At 65.3% G+C, this 20,251-nt stretch carries 19 protein-coding genes; 7 read left to right on the forward strand and 12 right to left on the reverse strand.

Annotation, left to right across the window (positions count from 1 at the left end; all coding sequences use genetic code 11):
- Positions 1-79: 79 nt before the first annotated feature.
- The 3 genes from PSO31014_RS07790 to PSO31014_RS07800 are packed head-to-tail and all read right to left on the reverse strand — an operon-like array spanning position 80 to position 2,638.
- Entirely contained in the window at positions 80-1,420 is a 1,341-nt protein-coding gene (locus PSO31014_RS07790) for a LysR family transcriptional regulator (RefSeq protein WP_150551077.1), read from the reverse strand.
- A 19-nt stretch (positions 1,421-1,439) separates the two neighbouring features.
- On the reverse strand, positions 1,440-1,799 hold the full coding sequence (locus tag PSO31014_RS07795) for a protocatechuate 3,4-dioxygenase (RefSeq protein ID WP_150551078.1): 360 nt from the start codon (positions 1,797-1,799) through the stop codon (positions 1,440-1,442).
- The gene (locus PSO31014_RS07800) at positions 1,796-2,638 is read right to left on the reverse strand and encodes a gallate dioxygenase (RefSeq protein WP_017233984.1); all 843 of its coding nucleotides are present in this window, start codon (positions 2,636-2,638) and stop codon (positions 1,796-1,798) included. Before PSO31014_RS07800 ends, PSO31014_RS07795 begins: the two co-directional genes overlap by 4 nt.
- 211 nt (positions 2,639-2,849) lie before the next feature.
- Here PSO31014_RS07800 and PSO31014_RS07805 point away from each other — a divergent pair, with 211 nt between their 5' ends.
- From PSO31014_RS07805 to PSO31014_RS07815, 3 genes are all read left to right on the forward strand, one after another.
- Complete coding sequence (locus PSO31014_RS07805) at positions 2,850-3,518, forward strand: GntR family transcriptional regulator (protein WP_017233983.1); 669 nt, start codon at positions 2,850-2,852, stop codon at positions 3,516-3,518.
- Between the two features lie 84 nt (positions 3,519-3,602).
- A complete protein-coding gene (locus tag PSO31014_RS07810; RefSeq protein WP_150551079.1) occupies positions 3,603-4,676 on the forward strand; it encodes an aromatic ring-hydroxylating oxygenase subunit alpha in 1,074 nt (357 codons plus the stop codon).
- Positions 4,673-5,617, forward strand: coding sequence for a PDR/VanB family oxidoreductase (locus PSO31014_RS07815; RefSeq protein ID WP_150551080.1), 945 nt, complete (start codon positions 4,673-4,675; stop codon positions 5,615-5,617). The genes PSO31014_RS07810 and PSO31014_RS07815 overlap by 4 nt, the downstream gene beginning before the upstream one ends.
- Positions 5,618-5,732: 115 nt before the next feature.
- Here the strand turns inward: PSO31014_RS07815 and PSO31014_RS07820 are convergent, their stop codons facing one another.
- The 3 genes from PSO31014_RS07820 to mdlC form a co-directional block, all read right to left on the reverse strand.
- Complete coding sequence (locus PSO31014_RS07820; RefSeq protein WP_150551081.1) at positions 5,733-7,100, reverse strand: MFS transporter; 1,368 nt, start codon at positions 7,098-7,100, stop codon at positions 5,733-5,735.
- Between the two features lie 94 nt (positions 7,101-7,194).
- The gene (locus PSO31014_RS07825) at positions 7,195-8,664 is read right to left on the reverse strand and encodes an aldehyde dehydrogenase (protein ID WP_150551082.1); all 1,470 of its coding nucleotides are present in this window, start codon (positions 8,662-8,664) and stop codon (positions 7,195-7,197) included.
- A gap of 53 nt (positions 8,665-8,717) precedes the next feature.
- Entirely contained in the window at positions 8,718-10,346 is a 1,629-nt protein-coding gene (gene mdlC / locus PSO31014_RS07830; protein ID WP_150551083.1) for a benzoylformate decarboxylase, read from the reverse strand.
- Positions 10,347-10,597: 251 nt separating this feature from the next.
- Between mdlC and PSO31014_RS07835 the strand changes: the two genes are divergently transcribed.
- Positions 10,598-11,503 (forward strand): LysR family transcriptional regulator, encoded by a 906-nt coding sequence (locus PSO31014_RS07835; protein ID WP_150551084.1) that lies wholly within the window; start codon positions 10,598-10,600, stop codon positions 11,501-11,503.
- 15 nt (positions 11,504-11,518) lie between these two features.
- On the opposite strand, the gene PSO31014_RS07840 is transcribed toward PSO31014_RS07835, so the two are convergent.
- Entirely contained in the window at positions 11,519-12,217 is a 699-nt protein-coding gene (locus PSO31014_RS07840; RefSeq protein ID WP_150551085.1) for a Dph6-related ATP pyrophosphatase, read from the reverse strand.
- 114 nt (positions 12,218-12,331) lie between these two features.
- On the reverse strand, positions 12,332-13,237 hold the full coding sequence (gene argB, locus PSO31014_RS07845) for an acetylglutamate kinase (protein WP_150551086.1): 906 nt from the start codon (positions 13,235-13,237) through the stop codon (positions 12,332-12,334).
- A 432-nt stretch (positions 13,238-13,669) separates the two neighbouring features.
- Between argB and PSO31014_RS22630 the strand changes: the two genes are divergently transcribed.
- Positions 13,670-14,008, forward strand: a complete 339-nt coding sequence (locus tag PSO31014_RS22630; protein WP_246176483.1) for a cysteine-rich CWC family protein — start codon at positions 13,670-13,672, stop codon at positions 14,006-14,008.
- A 173-nt stretch (positions 14,009-14,181) separates the two neighbouring features.
- On the opposite strand, the gene PSO31014_RS07855 is transcribed toward PSO31014_RS22630, so the two are convergent.
- Positions 14,182-14,706 (reverse strand): copper chaperone PCu(A)C, encoded by a 525-nt coding sequence (locus PSO31014_RS07855; RefSeq protein WP_150551087.1) that lies wholly within the window; start codon positions 14,704-14,706, stop codon positions 14,182-14,184.
- A 264-nt stretch (positions 14,707-14,970) separates the two neighbouring features.
- Here PSO31014_RS07855 and PSO31014_RS07860 point away from each other — a divergent pair, with 264 nt between their 5' ends.
- Positions 14,971-16,239, forward strand: coding sequence for an ATP-binding protein (locus tag PSO31014_RS07860; RefSeq protein WP_150551088.1), 1,269 nt, complete (start codon positions 14,971-14,973; stop codon positions 16,237-16,239).
- On the forward strand, positions 16,236-16,778 hold the full coding sequence (locus PSO31014_RS07865; protein WP_150551089.1) for a response regulator transcription factor: 543 nt from the start codon (positions 16,236-16,238) through the stop codon (positions 16,776-16,778). The genes PSO31014_RS07860 and PSO31014_RS07865 overlap by 4 nt, the downstream gene beginning before the upstream one ends.
- A gap of 74 nt (positions 16,779-16,852) precedes the next feature.
- Here PSO31014_RS07865 and hslU read toward each other — a convergent pair whose 3' ends face one another.
- The 3 genes from hslU to dksA all read right to left on the reverse strand — a co-directional run bounded on the left by hslU (position 16,853) and on the right by dksA (position 19,911).
- The gene (hslU, locus tag PSO31014_RS07870) at positions 16,853-18,211 is read right to left on the reverse strand and encodes an ATP-dependent protease ATPase subunit HslU (protein WP_150551090.1); all 1,359 of its coding nucleotides are present in this window, start codon (positions 18,209-18,211) and stop codon (positions 16,853-16,855) included.
- A 107-nt stretch (positions 18,212-18,318) separates the two neighbouring features.
- Positions 18,319-18,870: an ATP-dependent protease subunit HslV gene (hslV, locus tag PSO31014_RS07875; RefSeq protein ID WP_150551091.1), complete on the reverse strand. Its 552-nt coding sequence runs from the start codon at positions 18,868-18,870 to the stop codon at positions 18,319-18,321.
- A gap of 621 nt (positions 18,871-19,491) precedes the next feature.
- Entirely contained in the window at positions 19,492-19,911 is a 420-nt protein-coding gene (gene dksA, locus PSO31014_RS07880) for an RNA polymerase-binding protein DksA (protein ID WP_130027651.1), read from the reverse strand.
- Between the last annotated feature and the right edge of the window lie 340 nt (positions 19,912-20,251).

A 20,251-nucleotide genomic window follows, 5' to 3' on the forward strand; every position in this document is an offset into this window, starting at 1 on the left:
GCGTCGACACATGCAAGCCATGGCGAAATCAGCGAATTTCGCCGCACTCGCGAACGGTATCGCGAGCCTGCCCCGCGTCTTACGTCGGATGCTGCATCGTCGGGGCCAGCGCGCGCAGCTCGTCGAGCAATTGCTCCGCGGCCGGGGACAGCAAACCGTCGCGCCGCGTGGCGACACCGATCGCACGACGTGCGTGCTGCAACGGCACCGGTACGACGGCCAGCTCGCCGGTGCGCAACTCCGACGTGATCTGCACCGGCGAGAGCAACGCAAGCCGGTCGCTCGATGACAATAGCCCGCGTACCACCGGTGAACTGCTCGCGTGCACCTGCGTACGCGGCAATGCCAGACCTTCCGCATGAAACACGCGCTCGAATACCCTGCGCGCGGGTGTGGAGGGCAGCGGACTCACCCAGCCATACTCGGCGAGTTCCGCGAGCGTGGGCGTGCGGCCCGACGACAGGCATGGATGATCGGCACGGGCGACCACCGACAGGTGATCCTCGAACAGCGCCTCCTGGCGAATGTCCGGCGGCACGTCGCTCGCTCGCAAGGCACCGACGATCATGTCGACGTCCGCCTGTCGCAACTGGCGAATCAGGGCTTCGTAGGTGCCGTCCACCACCGTCACGTTCAGATACGGCGACTGGTACAGCAGACTGTCGATGGCTTTGGGCAGCAGAAAGCCACTGGACAGCGGCAACGCGGCCACGATCACGGTGCCTTGCTGACGCCCCCCGAACGGCGCGAGTTCGTCTTCGGCAATCGCAAGCTCGGCCAGCGCGCGCTTGACCGGGCCGAGCAACGCCTGCGCCTCGTCGGTCAGACGCGTGCCGCGCGGCGTGCGTCGAAACAGCTTGATGCCGATCAGATCTTCGAGCTGATCGAGATTGCGCTGAATGGTCGGCTGAGAGCATTGCAGGCGGCTCGCCGCGAGCGGCCCGCTACCCAACTCCGCGACCGCGATGAAGCTCGTGAGTTGCTGCGGGGCGACGACCGCCGCGAAGCGACTTGCCGCCCGCGCGCCGCCGTCGGCCTGCGACGCCGTGGCGGCAAACGCCTCGCGATACCCGTTGGCCAACTCCGTGAGTGCACGCGAGGCGCGTACGCCCAGGCGCTGACCGGCCGCGTTCGGCGTCAGACCGCGTCCGCTGCGGTGAAACAGCGGGAAGCCCAGCGCCGACTCTATGTCGGAAATCGAGCGTGCAACGGCCGACTGCGAGAGATGCAGCATGCGCGCAGCACGCGCAACCGAATCGCACTCCAGCACGGCGACCATCGCGCGCAGGCCACGCAATTTGCGACACAGGAGCGTCGCCTCGTTGCTCTGTGGCGCGCGACTCCACGTGCCGCGCTCGTGACATGCGAGCTGAGGGGCGGCCAACGAAGTGGTCAGGCTGATGGAAGTGTCGATCGACATGCGCGGCGCCTCGTCGGACTCAGCGCAGGGTCGGCACGCGACGCGTGGCCATGAACTCGTCGAGCGTCTCGCCGCGCATGAGCGCATAGACTTCGAGGTTCGTCTTGCGCACCACACGAGCGAATTTCTCCAGCACGAAGAAGTTCACGCCATGACGCACGAGGCCAAGCCAGTCCTGCGCTTGCACCATCGCCTGTTCGTCGGCGGTCAGACCGGCGGCGGTCATCGCGGCAACGGGATCGCCGAGAAACGTCTCGCGATTGTCGGCGCGAATCATTTGCCAGAAGAAGCGATTGAGCTTGAGCGTGCGATGGCTCACGCGCAAGTCGAACGCGTACGTGCCGGTGATCGCCTCGATGCCTTCGAGCTGCGGATTCATGCGGCGTCCTCCTCGTAGAGCGCGACGGTCATGGCCGTCGTCGTCGCCAAGTAGTAGTTCAGATGCAGACGCTTGATGCGCGGGCCCAGCGCACCGCGCATCGACAGCCACATGATTTGCTCCACGCTCTCGGCACCGCCGCGCTCGACGTAATCCACATGCCTGAGTTCGGTCAGCGTCTCGGGTTGATGTTCGAGCAACGACAGGAATTCGCGATCCCATGCTTCGTCGTTGTAGCCCGCGCGTTCGCCGTGGATCTGGTGCGAGAGACCGCCCGTGCCCACCACCACCACGCGCAGATCTTCCGGATACGACTCGATGGCGCGGCGCACGGCCTGGCCGAGGCGATAGCAGCGGCGCCCCGTCGGCAACGGGTATTGCAAAACGTTGATGGCGATCGGCACGACCGTACCCGGCCAGTCCGGCTTGTGCGGCCACAGCAGCGGCAGCGGCGACGCACAACCGTGATCGATGGGTTTGTCCTGAAACACAGTGATGTCGAACTCGTCATTCACAAGCGACTCGGCAATGTGTGCCTGCAGCGCGACGTCGCCCCGAATCGGCGGCAACGGACGCAGCCCGGCCCCTTCATCGGCGATCGGAAACGAGTCGCCCACGCCGAGCGCGAACGTCGGATACATGTCGAAGAAAAATGTGGTCGCGTGGTCGTTGTAGAAGAACACCAGCACATCGGCCTGCTTCTCCGCCAGCCACTTCGCCACGGGCTCGTAGCCCTGGAACAGCGGCGCCCACGCGGGATCCTGCTGCTTGCCCTTGTCGTACGCCACGCCGATGGTCGGCACATGCGACGTACCGATCCCCCCAATGATCTTTGCCACGTGAAGTCTCCGTCTTTTGTCTTGTCATGCGTGGGCGATGCCATTCGCCCCCCCACCGTTATGCTGCGGCGAGTCTATACGGGATCCCATATGTACATAAAGCAGGGTATTTACTGATGCAATGTCTTATTATGGGATCCCATAATAAAAAAGCCGGGTCTGGAAGCCGCCAGAGTGACCGACACGAATTCCCGCCATCGAAAGGAGACGCATGCTGCATCCCACGCCCACCACAGTTCAGTTGCGCGAGATGATTCTCAAGGGTGAACTTGCGCCGGGCGAGCGTCTGGCCGAAGCCAAGCTCGCGGAGCAACTCGGTGTCTCGCGCATGCCGGTGCGGCAGGCATTGCCGGTGCTTGCCGAGGAAGGCCTGGTCGTGCGTGCCGGTCAGCGCGGCTACGCGGTGCGAGCGCATACGCGTGAGGAGAGTGTCGAGGCGCTGCATCTGCGCGGCGCGCTCGAAGGGTATGCCGCGCGTCTGCTGGCCGAAAAGGGCGCAAGCGCCGAGCTGCTCAAGCAGTTGCGCGACCTGTTGGCCGAAGGCGACGCCTTGCTCGCCGACCATACGATGACGGCCGAAGTGCAGATCGGTTACGCGTCGCTCAACGCGCGCTTTCATGACCTGCTCGTCGTCGGCGCGCAGAATCCGCTGCTTGAGGGCTTCGTCGCGCGCTGCAATCTGGTGCCTTTCGTCGCGCCGCGTACGGTGGCCTTCGGACACAAGGACCGACGCCAGTACGCCGACATCATCGCGTACGCGCATCGCCAGCATCACGCGATTGTCGAGGCGATTGCCGCCCGTCAGCCCGATCGCGCCGAGTTCATGTGCCGTGAGCACATCGTCACCCAGGAACACAGCATGGGCGCGCAGTTGCTCTGACACGCGCCCCTCGACTTCATCCCGACCATCCTCTATCGACACGAGAGCGCGCCCGTCGACGGCGCGCCAAGGAGACAAACGAACATGTTTCTGAAAAATACCTGGTACGTCGCGTGCACGCCGGACGAGTTCGCCGACAAGCCATTGGGCCGCAAGGTCTGCAACGAAGCGATGGTGTTTTTCCGTGAAGCCAACGGCAACGTCGCGGCCCTGGAAGACTTCTGTCCGCATCGCGGCGCGGCGCTGTCGCTGGGCTTCGTCAAGGACGGCCACCTCGTGTGCGGCTATCACGGCCTGACGGTCGACGGCGGCGGCAAGTGCACGAGGATGGTCGGCCAGCGCGTCGGCGGCTTCCCGAAAACGCGCGCGTATCCGTGCGTGGAGCGTTACGGCTTCGTGTGGGTCTGGCCGGGCGACGCCGCGCTCGCAAATCCCGACGAGATTCCTCACCTGGAATGGGCGGTGAGCGATCAGTGGGCATACGGCGGTGGCCTGTATCACATCAAGTGCGACTATCGACTGATGATCGACAACCTGATGGATCTGACGCACGAAACCTACGTGCACGCGACGAGCATCGGTCAGGACGAGATCGAGGAAGCCCCGCCGAAGACGACGGTCGAGGGGGATAGCGTTATCACGGCGCGTCATATGGAGAACATCAAGGCCCCGCCCTTCTGGGCGAGCGCACTGCGCGCGAACGGCCTGGACGACCAGGTGCCGTGCGACCGCTGGCAGGTGTGCCGCTTCACGCCGCCGAGTCACGTGATGATCGAAGTGGGTGTGGCGCACGCGGGTCATGGCGGTTACGACGCCCCGTCCGACAAGAAGGCGGGCAGCATCGTGGTCGACTTCATCACGCCCGAGACCGACGAATCGATCTGGTACTTCTGGGGCATGGCGCGCAACTTCAAGCCCGAGGATGCCGAACTGACCGCCGCGATCAAGCGCGGCCAGGGCGGTATCTTCGCCGAGGACCAGGAAGTGCTCGAAGCCCAGCAACGCAACCTCTCCGCGTATCCGGAGAAGAAGATCCTGAAGCTCAACATCGACGCCGGCGGCGTGCAGTCGCGCAAGGTGCTCGATCGGCTGATCGAGGCCGAACGCGCCGGGAAGGGGAACGTGGGCAGCCTGGAGAATGCGGAGAACGCGGCATGAAGGTCCGGCTCGCGAGCAAGCGCGATGTCGCCACCGACATCTGCGAATTCGAATGGGTGAGTGTCGACGGCAACCCGTTGCCGGCCTTCACCGCGGGTGCGCATATCGACGTGCATGTCGCCGACGGGCTTGTGCGGCAGTACTCGTTGTGCAATGCCCCCGGTGAGACCCATCGCTATTGCGTGGGCGTACTGCGCGACCCGGCGTCGCGCGGCGGTTCGACCGCCATGCACGCGCTCACGCCCGGCACGACGGTGGAGATCAGCGCGCCGCGCAATCACTTCCCGTTGGTGGAACACGCCACGCACAGCATCCTGCTTGCCGGAGGGATCGGCGTGACGCCGATTCTGTGCATGGCCGAAGCGTTGTGCGCTAGCGGCGCGTCGTTCGAAGTGCATTACGGTACGCGTGAACCGGCGCGCGCGGCGTTTCGCGATCGTTTCGCGCGCGACGATCTCGCAGCGAAGACGCACCTGTACTTCGACAGCGAAGGCCAGCGCGCCGATCTCGACGCGATCCTTGCGCAACCGTCTGGCGGCAAGCACCTGTATGTCTGCGGCCCGGCGGGATTCATCGACGCCGTGCTGGCGCACGCGGAAGCGGCGAAGTGGCCGGAAGGCAATGTGCATCGCGAGTACTTCGCCGCGCCGGTACCGTCGGACACGGCGGGCGACAAGGCGTTCCAGGTCAAGCTGCATTCGAGCGATCGCGTGATCGACGTGAAGGCGGGCGAGACCATTGTCGCGGCGCTCGCCGCGCACGGCGTGGAAGTGCAGATGTCGTGCGAGCAAGGCGTGTGCGGCACCTGCCTCACGCGGGTGATCGACGGTACCCCGGAGCATCGCGACGTCTACCTGACCGACGACGAGCGCGCCGCCAACGACCAGATCCTGCCGTGCTGTTCGCGCAGCCGGTCGCCCATGCTGGTGCTCGATCTGTAACGCATCATTGTCCACACCCAAAGGCATCGCCCCGCTTCGCATCGCGAGCGGGGCTGTTTTTTCATGATGGCCGGACCGCGTCGCGAGCGTCATCGGCGTCGCTACGTCGTGGGCCTCACAGCCCCCGGCCCTTCGTCTCCCGGACGAGGAACGTCGAGATCAGCGCCATCGCGGCAAGCACGAGGAAGTAGACGATGACCGGCCAGATCTGGCCATGGCTCCAGGCAAGCAGACTCGCCGCGATCATCGGTGCGAGTCCGCCCCCCAGCACGGTACCGATCTGCTTGCCGAGCGACACGCCCGAGAAGCGCACGCGCGTATCGAACAGTTCCGAGAAGAAACTGCCTTCGGGACCGAACATCATCGGGTGAATCAGGCCCGCGCCAATCACGATGGCCAGCACAACCAGCGCCGTCTCCTTGCTGCCCATCATCAGGAAGAACGGATAGATGAAGATCGCCGTGGCGGCCAGCCCCAACAGGAACATCGGACGGCGCCCCAGCTTGTCGGAGAGCATGCCGAACGTCGGGATCGTCAGCATGGCGAGCAGGTTCGCGTACAGCACGCCGTCGGCCATCATGTTGCGCGGCAAGCCGAGCGTCTTGGTGCCATACGACAGCGAGAAAATCGCCACCAGGTAAAAAAAGCTTGTCTCGGCCAGGCAGATGAAGAACGTGACGAGCGTCGGCCGCCAGTAATGCGTAAGCACTTCCACGACCGGCACTTTCGCGATGTCGCGGTGTTGCTCCGCCGCCTTGAAGCTCGGTGACTCCTCGACTTTCAGACGCACGTAGGTGCCCAGCGCCACGAGCAGCAGGCTCACGAGAAACGGCACGCGCCAGCCCCACGCGAGCAGATCCTTTTCGGGCAGACGGGTAATCAGCACGATAGCGAGCGACGCGCCAACGATCGACGTCGGCCCGGCGGCCTGGATCAGTCCGCCGAACAGGCCGCGCAAGTGCGCGGGGGCCCCCTCGACGGTCATCAGCAACCCGCCGACCGACTCGCCACCGAGCGCAAATCCCTGCACGAAGCGCAGCGTCACGAGCATGATCGGCGCCCACATGCCGACCTGATCGTAGGTCGGCAACAGACCGATCATCGTGGTGGCCACGCCCATCAGAATCAGCGTGAACAGCAGGATCGACTTGCGCCCGATGCGGTCGCCGAAGTGTCCGAATACAATGCCGCCGATCGGCCGCGCGAGGAAGCCTACGGCGAACGTGGCGAATACGGCGATCATGCCGGTCATCGCGTCGAGCTGCGGGAAGAACAGCCGGTCGAACACGATGGGCGCCAGAAAGCCGTAGACGAAGAAGTCATACCACTCGATGGCGGTACCGAAGCAACTGGCCGCCACTACGCGGCCGAAATTCGCCGTCGCGCCGGCGGTGTTCGCTTCAGCGTGATGCGCGTCGCCGGCCTGCGTGTGGCCGGACGTGGCGCCGGCAGTCGCCGGCGCAGTCTCAAACGGTTGTGACACGGTTGTCTCCTCCGGCCGTCTGTTCCGGTGTCCCGGCTGCGGCGGTATGGTGGTCCTGCATGACATCATCGGTGCGCTGGCGACTGGACGTCGCTCAGAACGGGTAATGACGCGGGGTGGTCTGCACCGTCATCCAGCGCAGATCGGTGAATTCATGAATGCCGGCTTTGCCGCCGAAACGTCCCCAGCCGCTCGACTTCACGCCGCCGAACGGCATCTGCGCTTCGTCGTGCACCGTGGGGCCATTGATGTGGCAGATGCCCGATTCGATGCGCTTGGCCACGCCCATCGCGCGGGCGATGTCGCGACTGAACACGGCGCACGACAGGCCATAGGCGTTGTCGTTGGCGCAGGCGATGGCGGCTTCGTCGTCCTTCACGCGCACAATGCCCTTGACCGGACCGAACGACTCTTCGCGATAGATCTGCATGTCCGGCGTGACGTGATCGAGCAACGTCGCAGGCATGAGCGTGGTGTCGGCACGGCCGCCGCACAGCAGCGTTGCGCCCTTTGCGAGCGCATCGTCGATCAACGCATTGCAGCGCGCGACGCTCGCCATGTCGATCACCGAGCCCAGCACAACCGGGCCGTCGCGCGGATCGCCCAGCGGCAGTGCGCGCGCCTTGGCGGCGAGCTTATCGACGAAGGCGTCGGCAATCGATTCGGCCACCACAATGCGCTCCGTCGACATGCAGATCTGGCCGGAGTTGGCGAACGCGCCGAACGCAACACCGTTCACGGCCGCGTCGAGATCGGCATCGTCGAGCACAAGACACGGCGCCTTGCCGCCCAGCTCCAGCACCGCCGGCTTGAGATGCTCGGCGCACAGCGTGGCGATGATGCGGCCAATGCGCGTCGAACCGGTGAAGTTCACGCGACGCACCGCAGGCGCGGCGATCAGCGCTTCGACGATGGCGCCCGCGTCTTTCGGTGCATTCGTGATGAAGTTCACAACGCCCGGCGGCAGACCGGCTTCGTCGAGCGCATCGGCAATCAGGCCGTGCGTGGCCGGGCACAGCTCCGAGCCCTTGAAGACGACGGTGTTGCCGCAGGCGAGCGGCAGCGCGAGCGAGCGCACGCCAAGAATCACCGGCGCGTTCCACGGCGCGATGCCAAGCACCACGCCGGCGGCCTGACGCACGCCCATCGCAAGGCTGCCCGGCACATCCGAGGGAATGATCTCGCCGGCGATCTGCGTCGTCATGGCGGCGGCTTCGCGCAGCCCCTGCGCCGCCAGATGCACGTTGAAGCCAGCCCACAGACCGGACGCGCCCGTTTCCGCCGCCATGGCCGCCTGAAACGCCTCGATCTTCGCTTCGAGCCGGTCGGCGGCCTTCATCAACAGCGCGCGCCGTTCGCCGGGACCGGTGTTCGACCAGGCGGGGAACGCGTCCCACGCGGCGCGCACCGCGGCGCGGGCGTCGTCGACCGTGGCGGCGGGGGCGCGCGAGGCCACTTCGCCGTCTAGCGGATTGCGTCGCTCGAACGTGGCGCCGTGCGTGGCGCCGACGCGCTTGCCGGCGATCAGCATCGTCAGCGCTTTGGGGTCTTGCTGGGCTTGCATGGTGTTTTGTCTCCTGGTTCGTTCATTCGTCTTGGGATGGCAAGCGCCGCGCGTCATGTCACCACAATCTCGACAAGACGCGTCTCGCCGCTCGCGAGCGCCTGCGACAGGACGTCGCGCAACTCGCCGCCCTGCGCGACGCGCTGCGCGCGCACGCCCATGCCTTCGGCCAGACGCACGAAATCCAGATCGGGCAGATCCGTCCCCTGAACCAGATCGGCGGGGCCGAAGCCGAACGACGGCGCGAAGTCCTGCAACGCAGCGTAGCGCCGATTATTCAGGATAACGAACGTGATTGGCAGCCTGGCTTGAGCTGCGCTCCACAAGCCTTGAATCGAGTACATCGCGGAGCCATCGCCAATCAGGCCGATGACGCGCCGCCCGGGATGCGCCATCGCCACCCCGACGGCCGCGGGCATCGAGTAGCCGAGACCGCCGCTGTTCATCGTGTAGAACGTGCCCGGCTGCGAGAACGGCAGGTATTGCTGCATGACAGGGCGTGCGCTCGGCGCCTCCTCGACGACGATGTCGTGCGCCGCGCGCACGCTCGCGAGCGTTTGCAGTGCGAAGGCCGTCGACATGCGCTCGCCTGCCGCGTTCGGCAGCGCCACCGGCGGCATGCTGCGCGGCGGCGGCAGCGCACGCTCGCCGGGGACCTCACGCGCGAGCAAGGCTTCGACGCCAAGTCGCACGTTGCCGACGACGGAGGCGCCGACCGGCGTCCACGCGGCCACGCCGGGATCTTCGATCAACTGGAACAGCGAAGCGCCCTCGGGCACGTGCGGCCCGGTCCCTTCCACGTGATACGTGAACGCCGGGGCGCCAATCACAAGGATCAGATCGTGACCGCCCAGCAGATCGACGATCTTCTCGCGCATCGGCGGCAGGAAGCCGGCAAACAGCCGGTGATCTTCCGGGAACGCGCAGCGCGCGGACATCGGTGCGGTGAAGACGCGCGCGTGATGCCGCTCGGCCAACGCGCGCACGGCATCGAACGCCCCGGCGCGGTCAATCGACGAGCCGACCACGAACACCGGACGCAAGCATGCGTCGAGCGCCGCCCCCAGTTGGGCAAGTGCGAGCGGATCGGGCTGCACCCGCGTGCTCACCTGACGCGGCGGCAACGCCTCGGCCGGCCGGTCCCAATCATCGACCGGAATGGAGACGAAGACCGGCCCCTTCGGTTCCTGCATGGCGATGTGATAGGCGCGGGCCAGCGCCATCGGCACGTCTTCGGCGCGCGCGGGCTCCAGACTGAACTTCACGTACGGTTGCGGCAGCTCGGTCGCACGCACCGACGCAAGGAACGGATCGAACGGGAGAATCGAGCGCGCCTGCTGTCCGGCTGTCACGATGAGCGGCGTCTGGTTCTTGTAGGCGCTAAAGATGTTGCCCATCGCGTTGCCGACACCGGCGGCCGAGTGCAGATTGACGAACGCCGCGTTGCCGCTCGCCTGCGCATAACCATCGGCCATGCCGACAACGACGGCCTCCTGCAGGCCCAGCACGTACTCGAAGTCCGGCGGGAAGTCGCGGAACAACGGCAGCTCAGTCGAACCGGGGTTGGCGAATACCTTTGTCATGCCATGGCGGCGCATCAAATCGATGACCACCTCGCGAACCGTCAGGGTCTGAGGGTCGCCGGCGCGTTGGCCGGCACGTAGTTCTCGGCTGTCTTTCATGGGGGCTGTCGTCTCCTGCCACCGTCGACGGGCAAACGCGTGACGGCGGGCGGTTGTCGTAGCTCGGGCCGCGCGATCAAGTGCGGGTCTCGGCGAGCGTTTCGACGAGTATAGGGAGTCGATATATGCACCGGAATTGCTTTTGCGTGCCAAAGTCATTACGCTTTTGCATGACTTATGCGCCGCCATGCTGCCACGTTGCCGGAGCGGCGCTCGGTCTCGTTCCGACCTCCGGAGTGCCCTCCCCCCTCATGAGCCTCAATCTCCAGCAATTGCGCGCTTTCACGACCATCGTCGAGACCGGCAGTCTCGGACGCGCAGCGACGGCGCTGCATCTCACGCAGCCCGCGCTGAGCCGCACCATCAAACGGCTCGAAGCCGATCTCGGCGCGCCGCTGTTCGAGCGTCACAGCAAGGGGATGGCGTTGACGGCGTTCGGGCAAGCGTTGCTGCCGCACGCCATGTTGCTTGAGCGCGAAGCCGAGCATGCGCGTGAAGAAATCGATGCGCTGCGCGGGCTCGCGAAAGGCACGATCAAGGTCGGCGCGGTCGGCGCCATCGCCAGCCATGTGCTGCCGCTCGCGGTCGAGCGCGTGCTCGACCGCTGGCCGAACCTGCGCGTGGAAATCATCGAAGGGGTTTGGGACCGGCTCGCCCAGGGACTGATGCGCCACGAGATCGATCTGGCGCTCTCGACCGTGGCCCCCGACACCGACGACATCGTCGCGATCTCCGACTGCCATTGGAAGGACGACAGCTATGTGGTCGCCGCGTGCGACCATCCGTTGCGCCAGCGCAAGACGCTCACATTGGCCGACACACTCGGGGAACGCTGGGCGGTTCCGCCGCGCGGCACCGCGCCATACGCGCATGTGGAAAGCGTGTTCGCCGCGCATGGGCTGGCGTTGCCGAACATTGTCGTGGAGACGCGCTCCGTCCCGGTGCTCAAGAGCATGGTCGCGCGATGCGGCTTTCTGACGTGGATGCCCGAGCCGATGTATGACGTCGAAGCGCGCGCGTGTGTGATGGACACCCTGCCGATCCCGACCGTTCACGCCACGCGCACGCTCACGGCCTTCCGCCGCCGTCAAGGGATCTTGCCAAGCCCCGCCGCCAAGCTGCTCGACGAACTGCGTCGACTGACGGCGCCCGGCTGATGCCCCGCGTGCAAGTCAGCCGCCCGCTGCCACGATCTGCGCGCGGTGGTACGGCGTGCCGCCGTACTCCTTGGGGCCGTGAATCGTCTCGACGCGCTCGATGCGCCACGGCACCGGACGCGTGAAGCGAGGGCCATCAAAGGCGAACGTGTGGAACTCGCCGTTCTCACCGCAGGCATCGACGTGCGCCGGCAGGTCGGCCAGCAGCGAGGCATCGTATTCGCGGCCAACGAATTCCGGCCCGAGGTGCCGGCCGTCCACACAGACGATCACCGCCCGATAGCCCAGCGAGATAAATTCGTGCGCGAGCATCAGGCGCCCGCGTTGCCACAGCGGCAATACGGCGGTCATGCCCGCCGCCGCGCAGACCTTCTCTTCCCAATCGCGATGTGGCTGTAAATCGATATCACCGAACAAGCCATGTGTGATGCCCTCGGCGCGCATCGCCTGCAAGCGGGCGACGAACGCCGCCTCGTACTCGCGCCAGCCGGCATGGCCGACGTCGAGCGCGATGCCGAGTGCCTCGGCCTGCGCCTGCATCAATTCACGCGGCAAACCATGCGAGCGCGAGCTGTCGCCCGTTTCGTCGAACATCGCGAGCAGACGACGCACCTCGTAGTGCGGCTCGCCGCGCGTGTCGCCAGACAATGCGTGATGCAGGGCAAGGCAGGAATCCTTGCCGCCGCTCCAGGAGAAAAAGGCAGGGGTGGGCATGGGGTCTCGCGAAGAAGGGATCACACCAAAACAAAGCGGACCCCGCAGGGTCCGCCTTCGATACTCGCGGGGCCGTGCGATGTGGCCATCGTCACCGCCCCCAACGCGCCGCACTCAGTGCGAGCGGATCATCGTGCCGAACGGCTGCTCCGTCAGGATCTCGAGCAGCACCGAATGCTCGATGCGGCCGTCGACGATGTGCACCGACTTCACACCGCTCTTCGCGGCGTCGAGTGCCGACGAGATCTTCGGCAGCATGCCGCCCGAGATCGTGCCGTCGGCGAACAGGTCGTCGATCTCTCGCGCCGACAGGTCGGTCAGCAGATTGCCGTCCTTGTCCATCACGCCCGGGATGTTGGTCATCATCACCAGCTTCTCGGCGCCCAGCACCGTGGCGAGCTTGCCGGCCACGAGGTCGGCGTTGATGTTGTACGCCTGGCCATCTTCCCCGACGCCGATCGGCGAGATCACCGGGATGAAAGCGTCGTCTTGCAGCGCACGCACCACGGCCGGATTGATCGAATCGACTTCACCGACGAAACCGATGTCGAGAAGCTCGCCGGCGTTTTCGCGGTCCGGAATCAACATCTTGCGCGCGTTGATCAAGCCGCCGTCCTTGCCGGTGAGACCCACCGCCTGGCCGCCGTACTGGTTGATCAGCATGACGATATCCTGCTGGACTTCGCCGCCGAGCACCCACTCGACCACTTCCATCGTCTCTTCGTCGGTCACGCGCATGCCCTGGATGAACGTGCCCTGCTTGCCGATCTTCTTGAGCGCCTGATCGATCTGCGGACCGCCCCCATGCACCACCACCGGGTTGATGCCCACGAGCTTGAGAAGAATGACGTCGCGCGCGAAGCCTCGCTTCAGGCGCTCTTCGGTCATTGCGTTGCCGCCGTATTTAATCACCACGGTCTTGCCGTGATATTTGCGGATGTACGGCATCGCCTCAGCCAGCACTTCGGCCTTGAGAGCAGGAGCGATGTCGTCGATGGACGACGGTTGCGGATCGGACATGGCGGGAAGGTTTTTTGCAGGTGGACCAGAAACACGCCGAATTGTACAGCCAAGAAGCCCGGGCGTGCGGGGCTTCGACGGGATTCGGAAGGGTCTGGGACTTGCGTCGGTCGATGCCCATGGCTACCCTTCGTCACATGCGGGACAGTAACCGCAAATGCGGCGATTCTCGCCCCGTCAGCGGCGCAGGGCGGCGCGTGCGTACCTCCCCTTTGGCGTTTCCGCGCACGCCCGTCAGTGACCGATTTTTACCTCGTCCCCTTTCGCCCCCGATTTGCGCGCCGCGACCGCCCGCCAGACGCCCGTCCCCGACAACGCCGACGCTGTTGCAGTTGTGCAACTCGTTTCGCCGCGCGGCGCAGGCGAGTCGATGGCAAAGCGAAGCCGACCACTCACGCACGCCACACACGGATGACAAACGAGGACTTGGCCATGACTGAAACGGCGGCGGATCAACGCACCGATGGACTCGACGGACTGAATGGGCGGGACGGAGGCACGCCGGATGCGTCACGCTGCCCGCAATGCGGTGCGGCCGTGGCGTGCGGTGCGGTGACGTCGCCCACGGAAAACCCGGGCGAGGTGCGCTGCTGGTGCCTCGACTGGCCCTATCTGCCCGCTTCGAGCCGGCTCGGCACGAACACCTGTCTATGTCCCCTCTGTCTTCGTGCGGCGCTGCTTGCTGCCGGTGTGGGGATCAACGGCACCGCCGCCGCCCGCGCGACGTCCGTCAACCCCACCAACCTCGCTACCCTTGCCAACCCAGACTGAGCCCGGCTGACGGCCCGCCCCCCCCGGGCGCGCCCGGGGGCGGCGGAGGAGAAGGAGGTCGCCCCCCCGTGAAACGGGTGCCTGCCCGGCTGACGACACCTGCCGTGCCGCGAAACATCAGCTTCTGCCGGGTACCGAGGGATTTGTTGGCCATGGCCTGAACCGCCTGTGCCTTATTGACTATGCGCGCCGTGCGCCATGCCTGCCATACCCTTCATACCGCTCATACCGCTCATGCTGGCGCCCGTAGGCCCGCCCGCCGTCAGGTCGAGCACGGGGACCTGAACCTGCTGCTCGGACATCTTGTGATCGGCGGATTCGAAGCGCAACGTGACTGGCACGGTGTCGCCCTTCTTGAGCGGCGTCTTCAGGTCGCTGAGCATGATGTGATAGCTGCCCGGCTTGAGCTGCACGGGCTGATGGGCCGGCAGCGGCAAGCCGCCCGGCAGGGCGCGCATTTTCATGAGCGTGCCTTCGAGCTTCATTTCATGCACTTCGGCGGTCGCTGCGGCGGGGGTGCTCACGCCGACGAGCGTGGTCGCCCGAGGCGCCTGCAGCGTCATGAAAATCCCGGTCGCACTCTGACCGGGCACCGTGCCGCGTGCCCACGCGTCGGAAACCGCCACCTGCCCCACCTGCGCGTAGGCCGAAGCCATGCCGAGACTCAGTGCGGCAACTGCCCATAGCTTGTGCTTCATGCTAACTCCTTATCGTTGTCGACGGAAGGCTTCCGCCGTGCATCGCATGAAAGGTCGCGCGACACCCTGCCGCGCAAGACGTGGACGTTCATTGTAGTCGCGCCCCGCCACCCGCGGGGACGCGCTGCGTGATGCCGGTCATCGGCTCCTCATGCGCTCCTCATCGACGCCCCATGTGGCTCCGATGCAGCTCCCATGCGGCAGAGTGTCGCAGCGCCCTGCGACGCGGGATAGCCCGTGACCCGGACTTGGTACACTTGTCGTATGACCCAATTCCCCATCGAGCGAGCCAACGTCGTTCAGCTCTTCTGGTTGCGCTGCCTGGCCATCGTCGGCCAGTTGGCGACGATCGGTGTCGTGCAACTCTGGCTCGGCGTGCGTCTGCCGCTCGAACCGATGCTCACCATCATCGCCCTTGAGGTCCTGTTCAACGTACTCACGTGGGTGCGCGCGCGACGCGGTATCGAGCGCGCCCGGCGCCGCACCGATCTCGACCTGATGAGCCAGTTGCTCGTCGACCTGGCCGCGCTCACAGCGCTGCTGTTCTTTTCCGGCGGCGCGACCAACCCGTTCGTCTCGCTCTTCCTGCCGGGCCTGGCGATCGCCGCCGCCGTGCTGCCATGGCGCAACGCGTCGCAACTGGCATTGCTCTCGCTGGTCGCCTATGGCGCGCTGAACTTCCAGTATGTGCCGCTCGATCTGGCGGACCCGGGCAATCTGTTGCGCCTGCATCTGGCCGGCATGTGGGTCAACTTCGTGGTCAGCGTGCTCGTGATCGCGTGGTTCGTTTCGCGGATGTCGCGGGCCTTGCGCGCGCGCGACGCGCAACTCGCCCGCGCCGAACAGCGGCTGCTGCGCGACGAGCGGATGGCCGCCCTCGGCGCCCAAGCCGCGAGCGTGGCGCACGAACTCGGCACGCCGCTCTCGACCATGGCCGTCGTCGTCGGCGAACTGCGCAGCGAGAGCCTGGGCAACGCCGCGTTGAAGCCCTTCGAGCCGGATCTGCAGACGCTCGAGCAACAGATCGCGCTGTGCAAGAGTGCCATCGGCCACGTGCAGACGCGTGCGGCGGCACCGGTGCGGCAGGTGCTGGCCGAATGGTTGCCGGCGTTCACCACGCAATGGCGCTTACGGCATCCGCAAGTCCAGTTCCAGTTGCGCGTGCCGCCGAAGTTGACCGCGCGCATCGAAGACACCGTGCAAGTTGGCCAGATCCTGACCATCCTGCTCGATAACGCCGCCTATTTCAGTCCGTCGTCGGTCACCCTCGACGTGGCGGTCACGCCGGACGACATCCGCTTCACGGTCTGCGATGAAGGCCCCGGCATGACCGCCGAGCTGCGTACCCGACTGGGCAACTCGCCCGTCATGAGTACGCATGGCGGACACGGCATGGGCCTGTATCTGGCCTTCGCCAGTGCCCAGCGTCTCGGCGGCGACATCGTCCTCACCCCCAACACGCCGCAAGGCACGCGCGCCGAGCTGCGCCTGCCGATGGCCACTTTCCTCTTCGGCTCGCGGAGTCAGACATGAACGCCTCCCACTTCCTCCTTATCGACGACGACGTCGTCTTCGCCGAAACGCTCGCCCGCGCGCTGACGCGGCGCGGCTACGACGTCCAGATCGCCGCCGACAGTGCCGCGGCGCTGCTCGCGGCGCGCACGCGCCAGTTCGACCTGATTTCGGTCGACCTCCACCTGGGCCATGACTCGGGACTGCCGCTCATTGCACCGCTACGCGCGTTGCAACCGAAATCCCGCATGCTGGTGCTCACCGGCTACGCGAGCATTGCAACGGCGGTGCAAGCCGTCAAGGATGGCGCCGACAACTATCTGGCAAAGCCGGCCAACGCCGACACCATCCTCGCCTCGCTGCGCAGCGATGCGAGCGAGACGCGCGCCGACGAAGCCATCGAAAACCCCTCGCCGCTGTCGGTCGCGCGCCTCGAATGGGAGCACATTCAACGCGTGCTCACCGAACACAACGGCAACATCTCGGCCACGGCACGCGCGCTGAACATGCATCGGCGCACGCTGCAGCGCAAACTGCTCAAGCGTCCCGTCAAGCAGTAACGCCCATCGTCAAATCGTCAAACGCAAAAAAGGCCCCGAGGGGCCTTTTTCACATTGCAGCGAACGTCACGCCATTACAGCACGTAGCGCGACAGATCTTCGTTCTGCGCGACTTCCTCGAGGAAGCGATTGACGTAGCCGGCGTCGATCGACACCACGTCATTCGCCTGCTTGCCGGCGTTGTACGAGATGTCCTCGAGCAGCTTCTCAATGACGGTGTACAGACGTCGCGCCCCGATGTTTTCCGTCTTCTCGTTGACCGAGAAAGCGATTTCCGCGAGCCGCTTGATGCCGTCCGGCGCGAAGTCGAGCGTCACGTCTTCCGTGGCGAGCAAGGCCTGATACTGCTTCACGAGGCTGGCATCCGTCTGCGTGAGGATCGCTTCGAAATCCTGAACAGACAGCGATTCGAGTTCGACGCGAATCGGGAAGCGGCCCTGCAGTTCCGGAATCAGATCGCTCGGCTTGGCCAGATGGAACGCGCCGCTCGCGATGAACAGGATGTGATCCGTCTTGATCATGCCGAACTTGGTGCTCACGGTCGTGCCTTCGACGAGCGGCAGCAGGTCGCGCTGCACGCCCTGACGCGACACGTCGCCGCCGCCCACTTCGCTGCGCGTGGCGATCTTGTCGATTTCGTCGAGGAACACGATGCCGTTCTGCTCGACGTTGCGCAAGGCCAGTTGCTTGACCTCCTCGTCATTGAGCATCTTCGACGCTTCTTCGTCCGTCAGCACCTTGAGCGCGTCCTTGATCTTGAGCTTCTGGCGCTTTTTGCGCTGGTTGCCCAGATTCGCGAACATGCCCTTGATCTGCTCGGTCATCTCTTCCATGCCCGGCGGGCCCATGATCTCCATGCCCTGCGCCGGAATTTCCACTTCCAGCTCGACTTCCTTGTCGTCGAGCTGACCTTCGCGCAGACGCTTGCGGAACGTTTGGCGCGTGGCGTTATCCTCGCTGCTGGCCTCGACCTCGTGCGACGCCGAACCGAAACGGATATCGCGCGACGACTCGCGCCCGCTCGGCAGCAACAGATCGAGAATGCGATCCTCGGCGCGATCTTCCGCCGCGGTGCGCACCTTCTTCATTTCGGCTTCGCGCGTCTGCTTGATCGCGATTTCCGCGAGATCGCGCACGATGCTGTCCACGTCACGGCCCACGTAACCGACTTCGGTGAACTTGGTCGCCTCGACCTTGATGAACGGCGCATCGGCCAGCTTGGCCAGGCGGCGCGCGATTTCGGTCTTGCCGACACCGGTCGGGCCGATCATCAGAATGTTCTTCGGCGTGATTTCCTGACGCAGGGGATCGGCCACCTGCTGACGGCGCCAGCGGTTACGCAACGCCACCGCGACGGCCTTCTTGGCCTTGTGCTGGCCGATGATGTGTTTGTCGAGTTCGGAAACGATCTCTGAGGGGGTCATATGGGTCATGACGTTCGCCAAATTAGGGGGTTCGCACAGAGGGTGACGCCCGGCCGGTCACTTGCCGACCGGCCAATCGTGCCGCGGGAGGAAGACCCGCTGCGGCACGCGCGTCGTCACTGCGCTGCCGTCGGGGGCAGCGCCTCGATGATGTGATTGCCGTTGGTGTAGATGCACATTTCGCCCGCAATCGTCAGCGCCTTCTTGACGACCTCCGCCGGCGTCAGGTCGGTGTTCTCGACCAGCGCACGGGCGGCCGCCTGGGCATACGATCCGCCCGAACCGATCGCGGCAACGCCGCCTTCCGGATCGAGCACATCGCCGTTGCCGGTGATGACCAGCGTGGTCTCGGCATCGGCGACGATCATCATCGCTTCGAGCCGGCGCAGCATGCGATCGGTACGCCAATCCTTGGCCAGTTCCACCGCCGAGCGCGTCAGATGCCCCTGGTGCTTCTGGAGCTTCGCCTCGAAACGATCGAGCAGCGAGAAAGCATCGGCCGTCGCACCCGCGAAGCCAACCATGACCTTGCCGTCGTAAATCGTGCGCACCTTGCGGGCGGTGCCCTTCATCACGATATTGCCGAGGGTGACCTGACCGTCGCCGCCAAGCGCGACCTGGTCGCCGCGCCGAACGCAGACGATGGTGGTGCCGTGATATTGCTCCATGCCTGTTCCTTTTCGGGGGGCGACGTGCGCCCCGTAACGATTGGCCCGGCCGCGCGCGCCACACAACCGTGACGACGTGCCCGACCGGGCGAGATGTCACTGTAGTTTAGGGCAATAGAAAGAATATCAAGAGGCGTCGACGGCAACACGGGCGCCCTGGTTGGCGACCTCCGGGCGATGCCGCGCAACGCGGCGTGGATCGTGAAGTTCGCGCGGCATTGCGCCCCGCGAAGCCTGTGCTGCGAGGAAATTTCTCGGACATTACCCCGTTTTTGCGACACGATCCCGCTCAGAACGTGGTGCGCAAACCGATGCAAAATGAGCGCCTGACCGGGCGGGGGCCGATGTGAAGACCGCACCCGCCGACACGATGTCCGGCGTGAGGTCGCACGAGGGCGGATTGTCGAAGCGTCCGTTGCTGCCCGTCGTCGGCTCGACGGCGAGCGTCAGCAAGCGTTGCGCGAAAGCTACAGTTCTGGAAGGAAAGGGGCAGCCGACCGGACGATGCCCAAAAAAGGCAACAAAAAAGGCATGTCGAGACGACATGCCTTTGGCAAACCGGGAGCCGACGGACCCTGTCCTGCCGCCACCGCGCGGCGTCGGGCCGGTCGTGCGATGCGATCAGTCGCCGAACAGCTTCTGACGCAGTTCGCGGCGCTCTTGCGCTTCGAGCGACAGGGTGGCGGTCGGGCGGGCGAGCAGACGCGGAACGCCGATCGGCTCTCCGGTTTCTTCGCACCAGCCATATTCGCCCGATTCGATGCGAGCGAGCGACTGTTGCACCTTCTTCAGCAGCTTGCGTTCACGATCGCGGGTACGCAGCTCAAGCGCGTGCTCCTCTTCAATCGTGGCGCGGTCGGCCGGATCCGGGACGAGAATGGTTTCCCGCAGGTTCTCGGTGGTTTGACCGGCGTTACGCAAAATGTCAGCTTGCAGGTTTTCCAGACGATCCTTGAAGAAGGCGAGTTGATCTTCATTCATGTAGTCCTTCTCGCCCATCTTCAGAATTTCGGCCTCGGTCAAAAGTCTTTTCTTGCTCATGGGTTTTTGTGGCGTCTCTTTCGGATAGTCCGGTGACGCCCCTGCAGCGAGTGGGACGTCTTGCTTACCGGCGATGCCGCGGGCGGCTTCTTGGGTTACGTTCCTACCGGACGATTTGGGCGCCCCGTGCTTGGCGGCGGCCTTTTCGCCCGTCTTCGAATTACCTGCTGGAGCCCGCTTGGCGCCCGCTTCCGACGCCGGCTCTGACCGACGCGTGGGGCCTGCGGTGGCAGTCTTGCGAGAGGCGGTAGCCATGACGGTGCTCCCCTGCCGGCCCTCCGAAGTGCCGCGTTGGTTCGCTGGCGGCAACCCCAGTGGGCACGTATTGTAACCGAATCGT

Source organism: Pandoraea soli (assembly GCF_902459595.1).
In the GTDB taxonomy this organism is placed as follows: domain Bacteria; phylum Pseudomonadota; class Gammaproteobacteria; order Burkholderiales; family Burkholderiaceae; genus Pandoraea; species Pandoraea cepalis.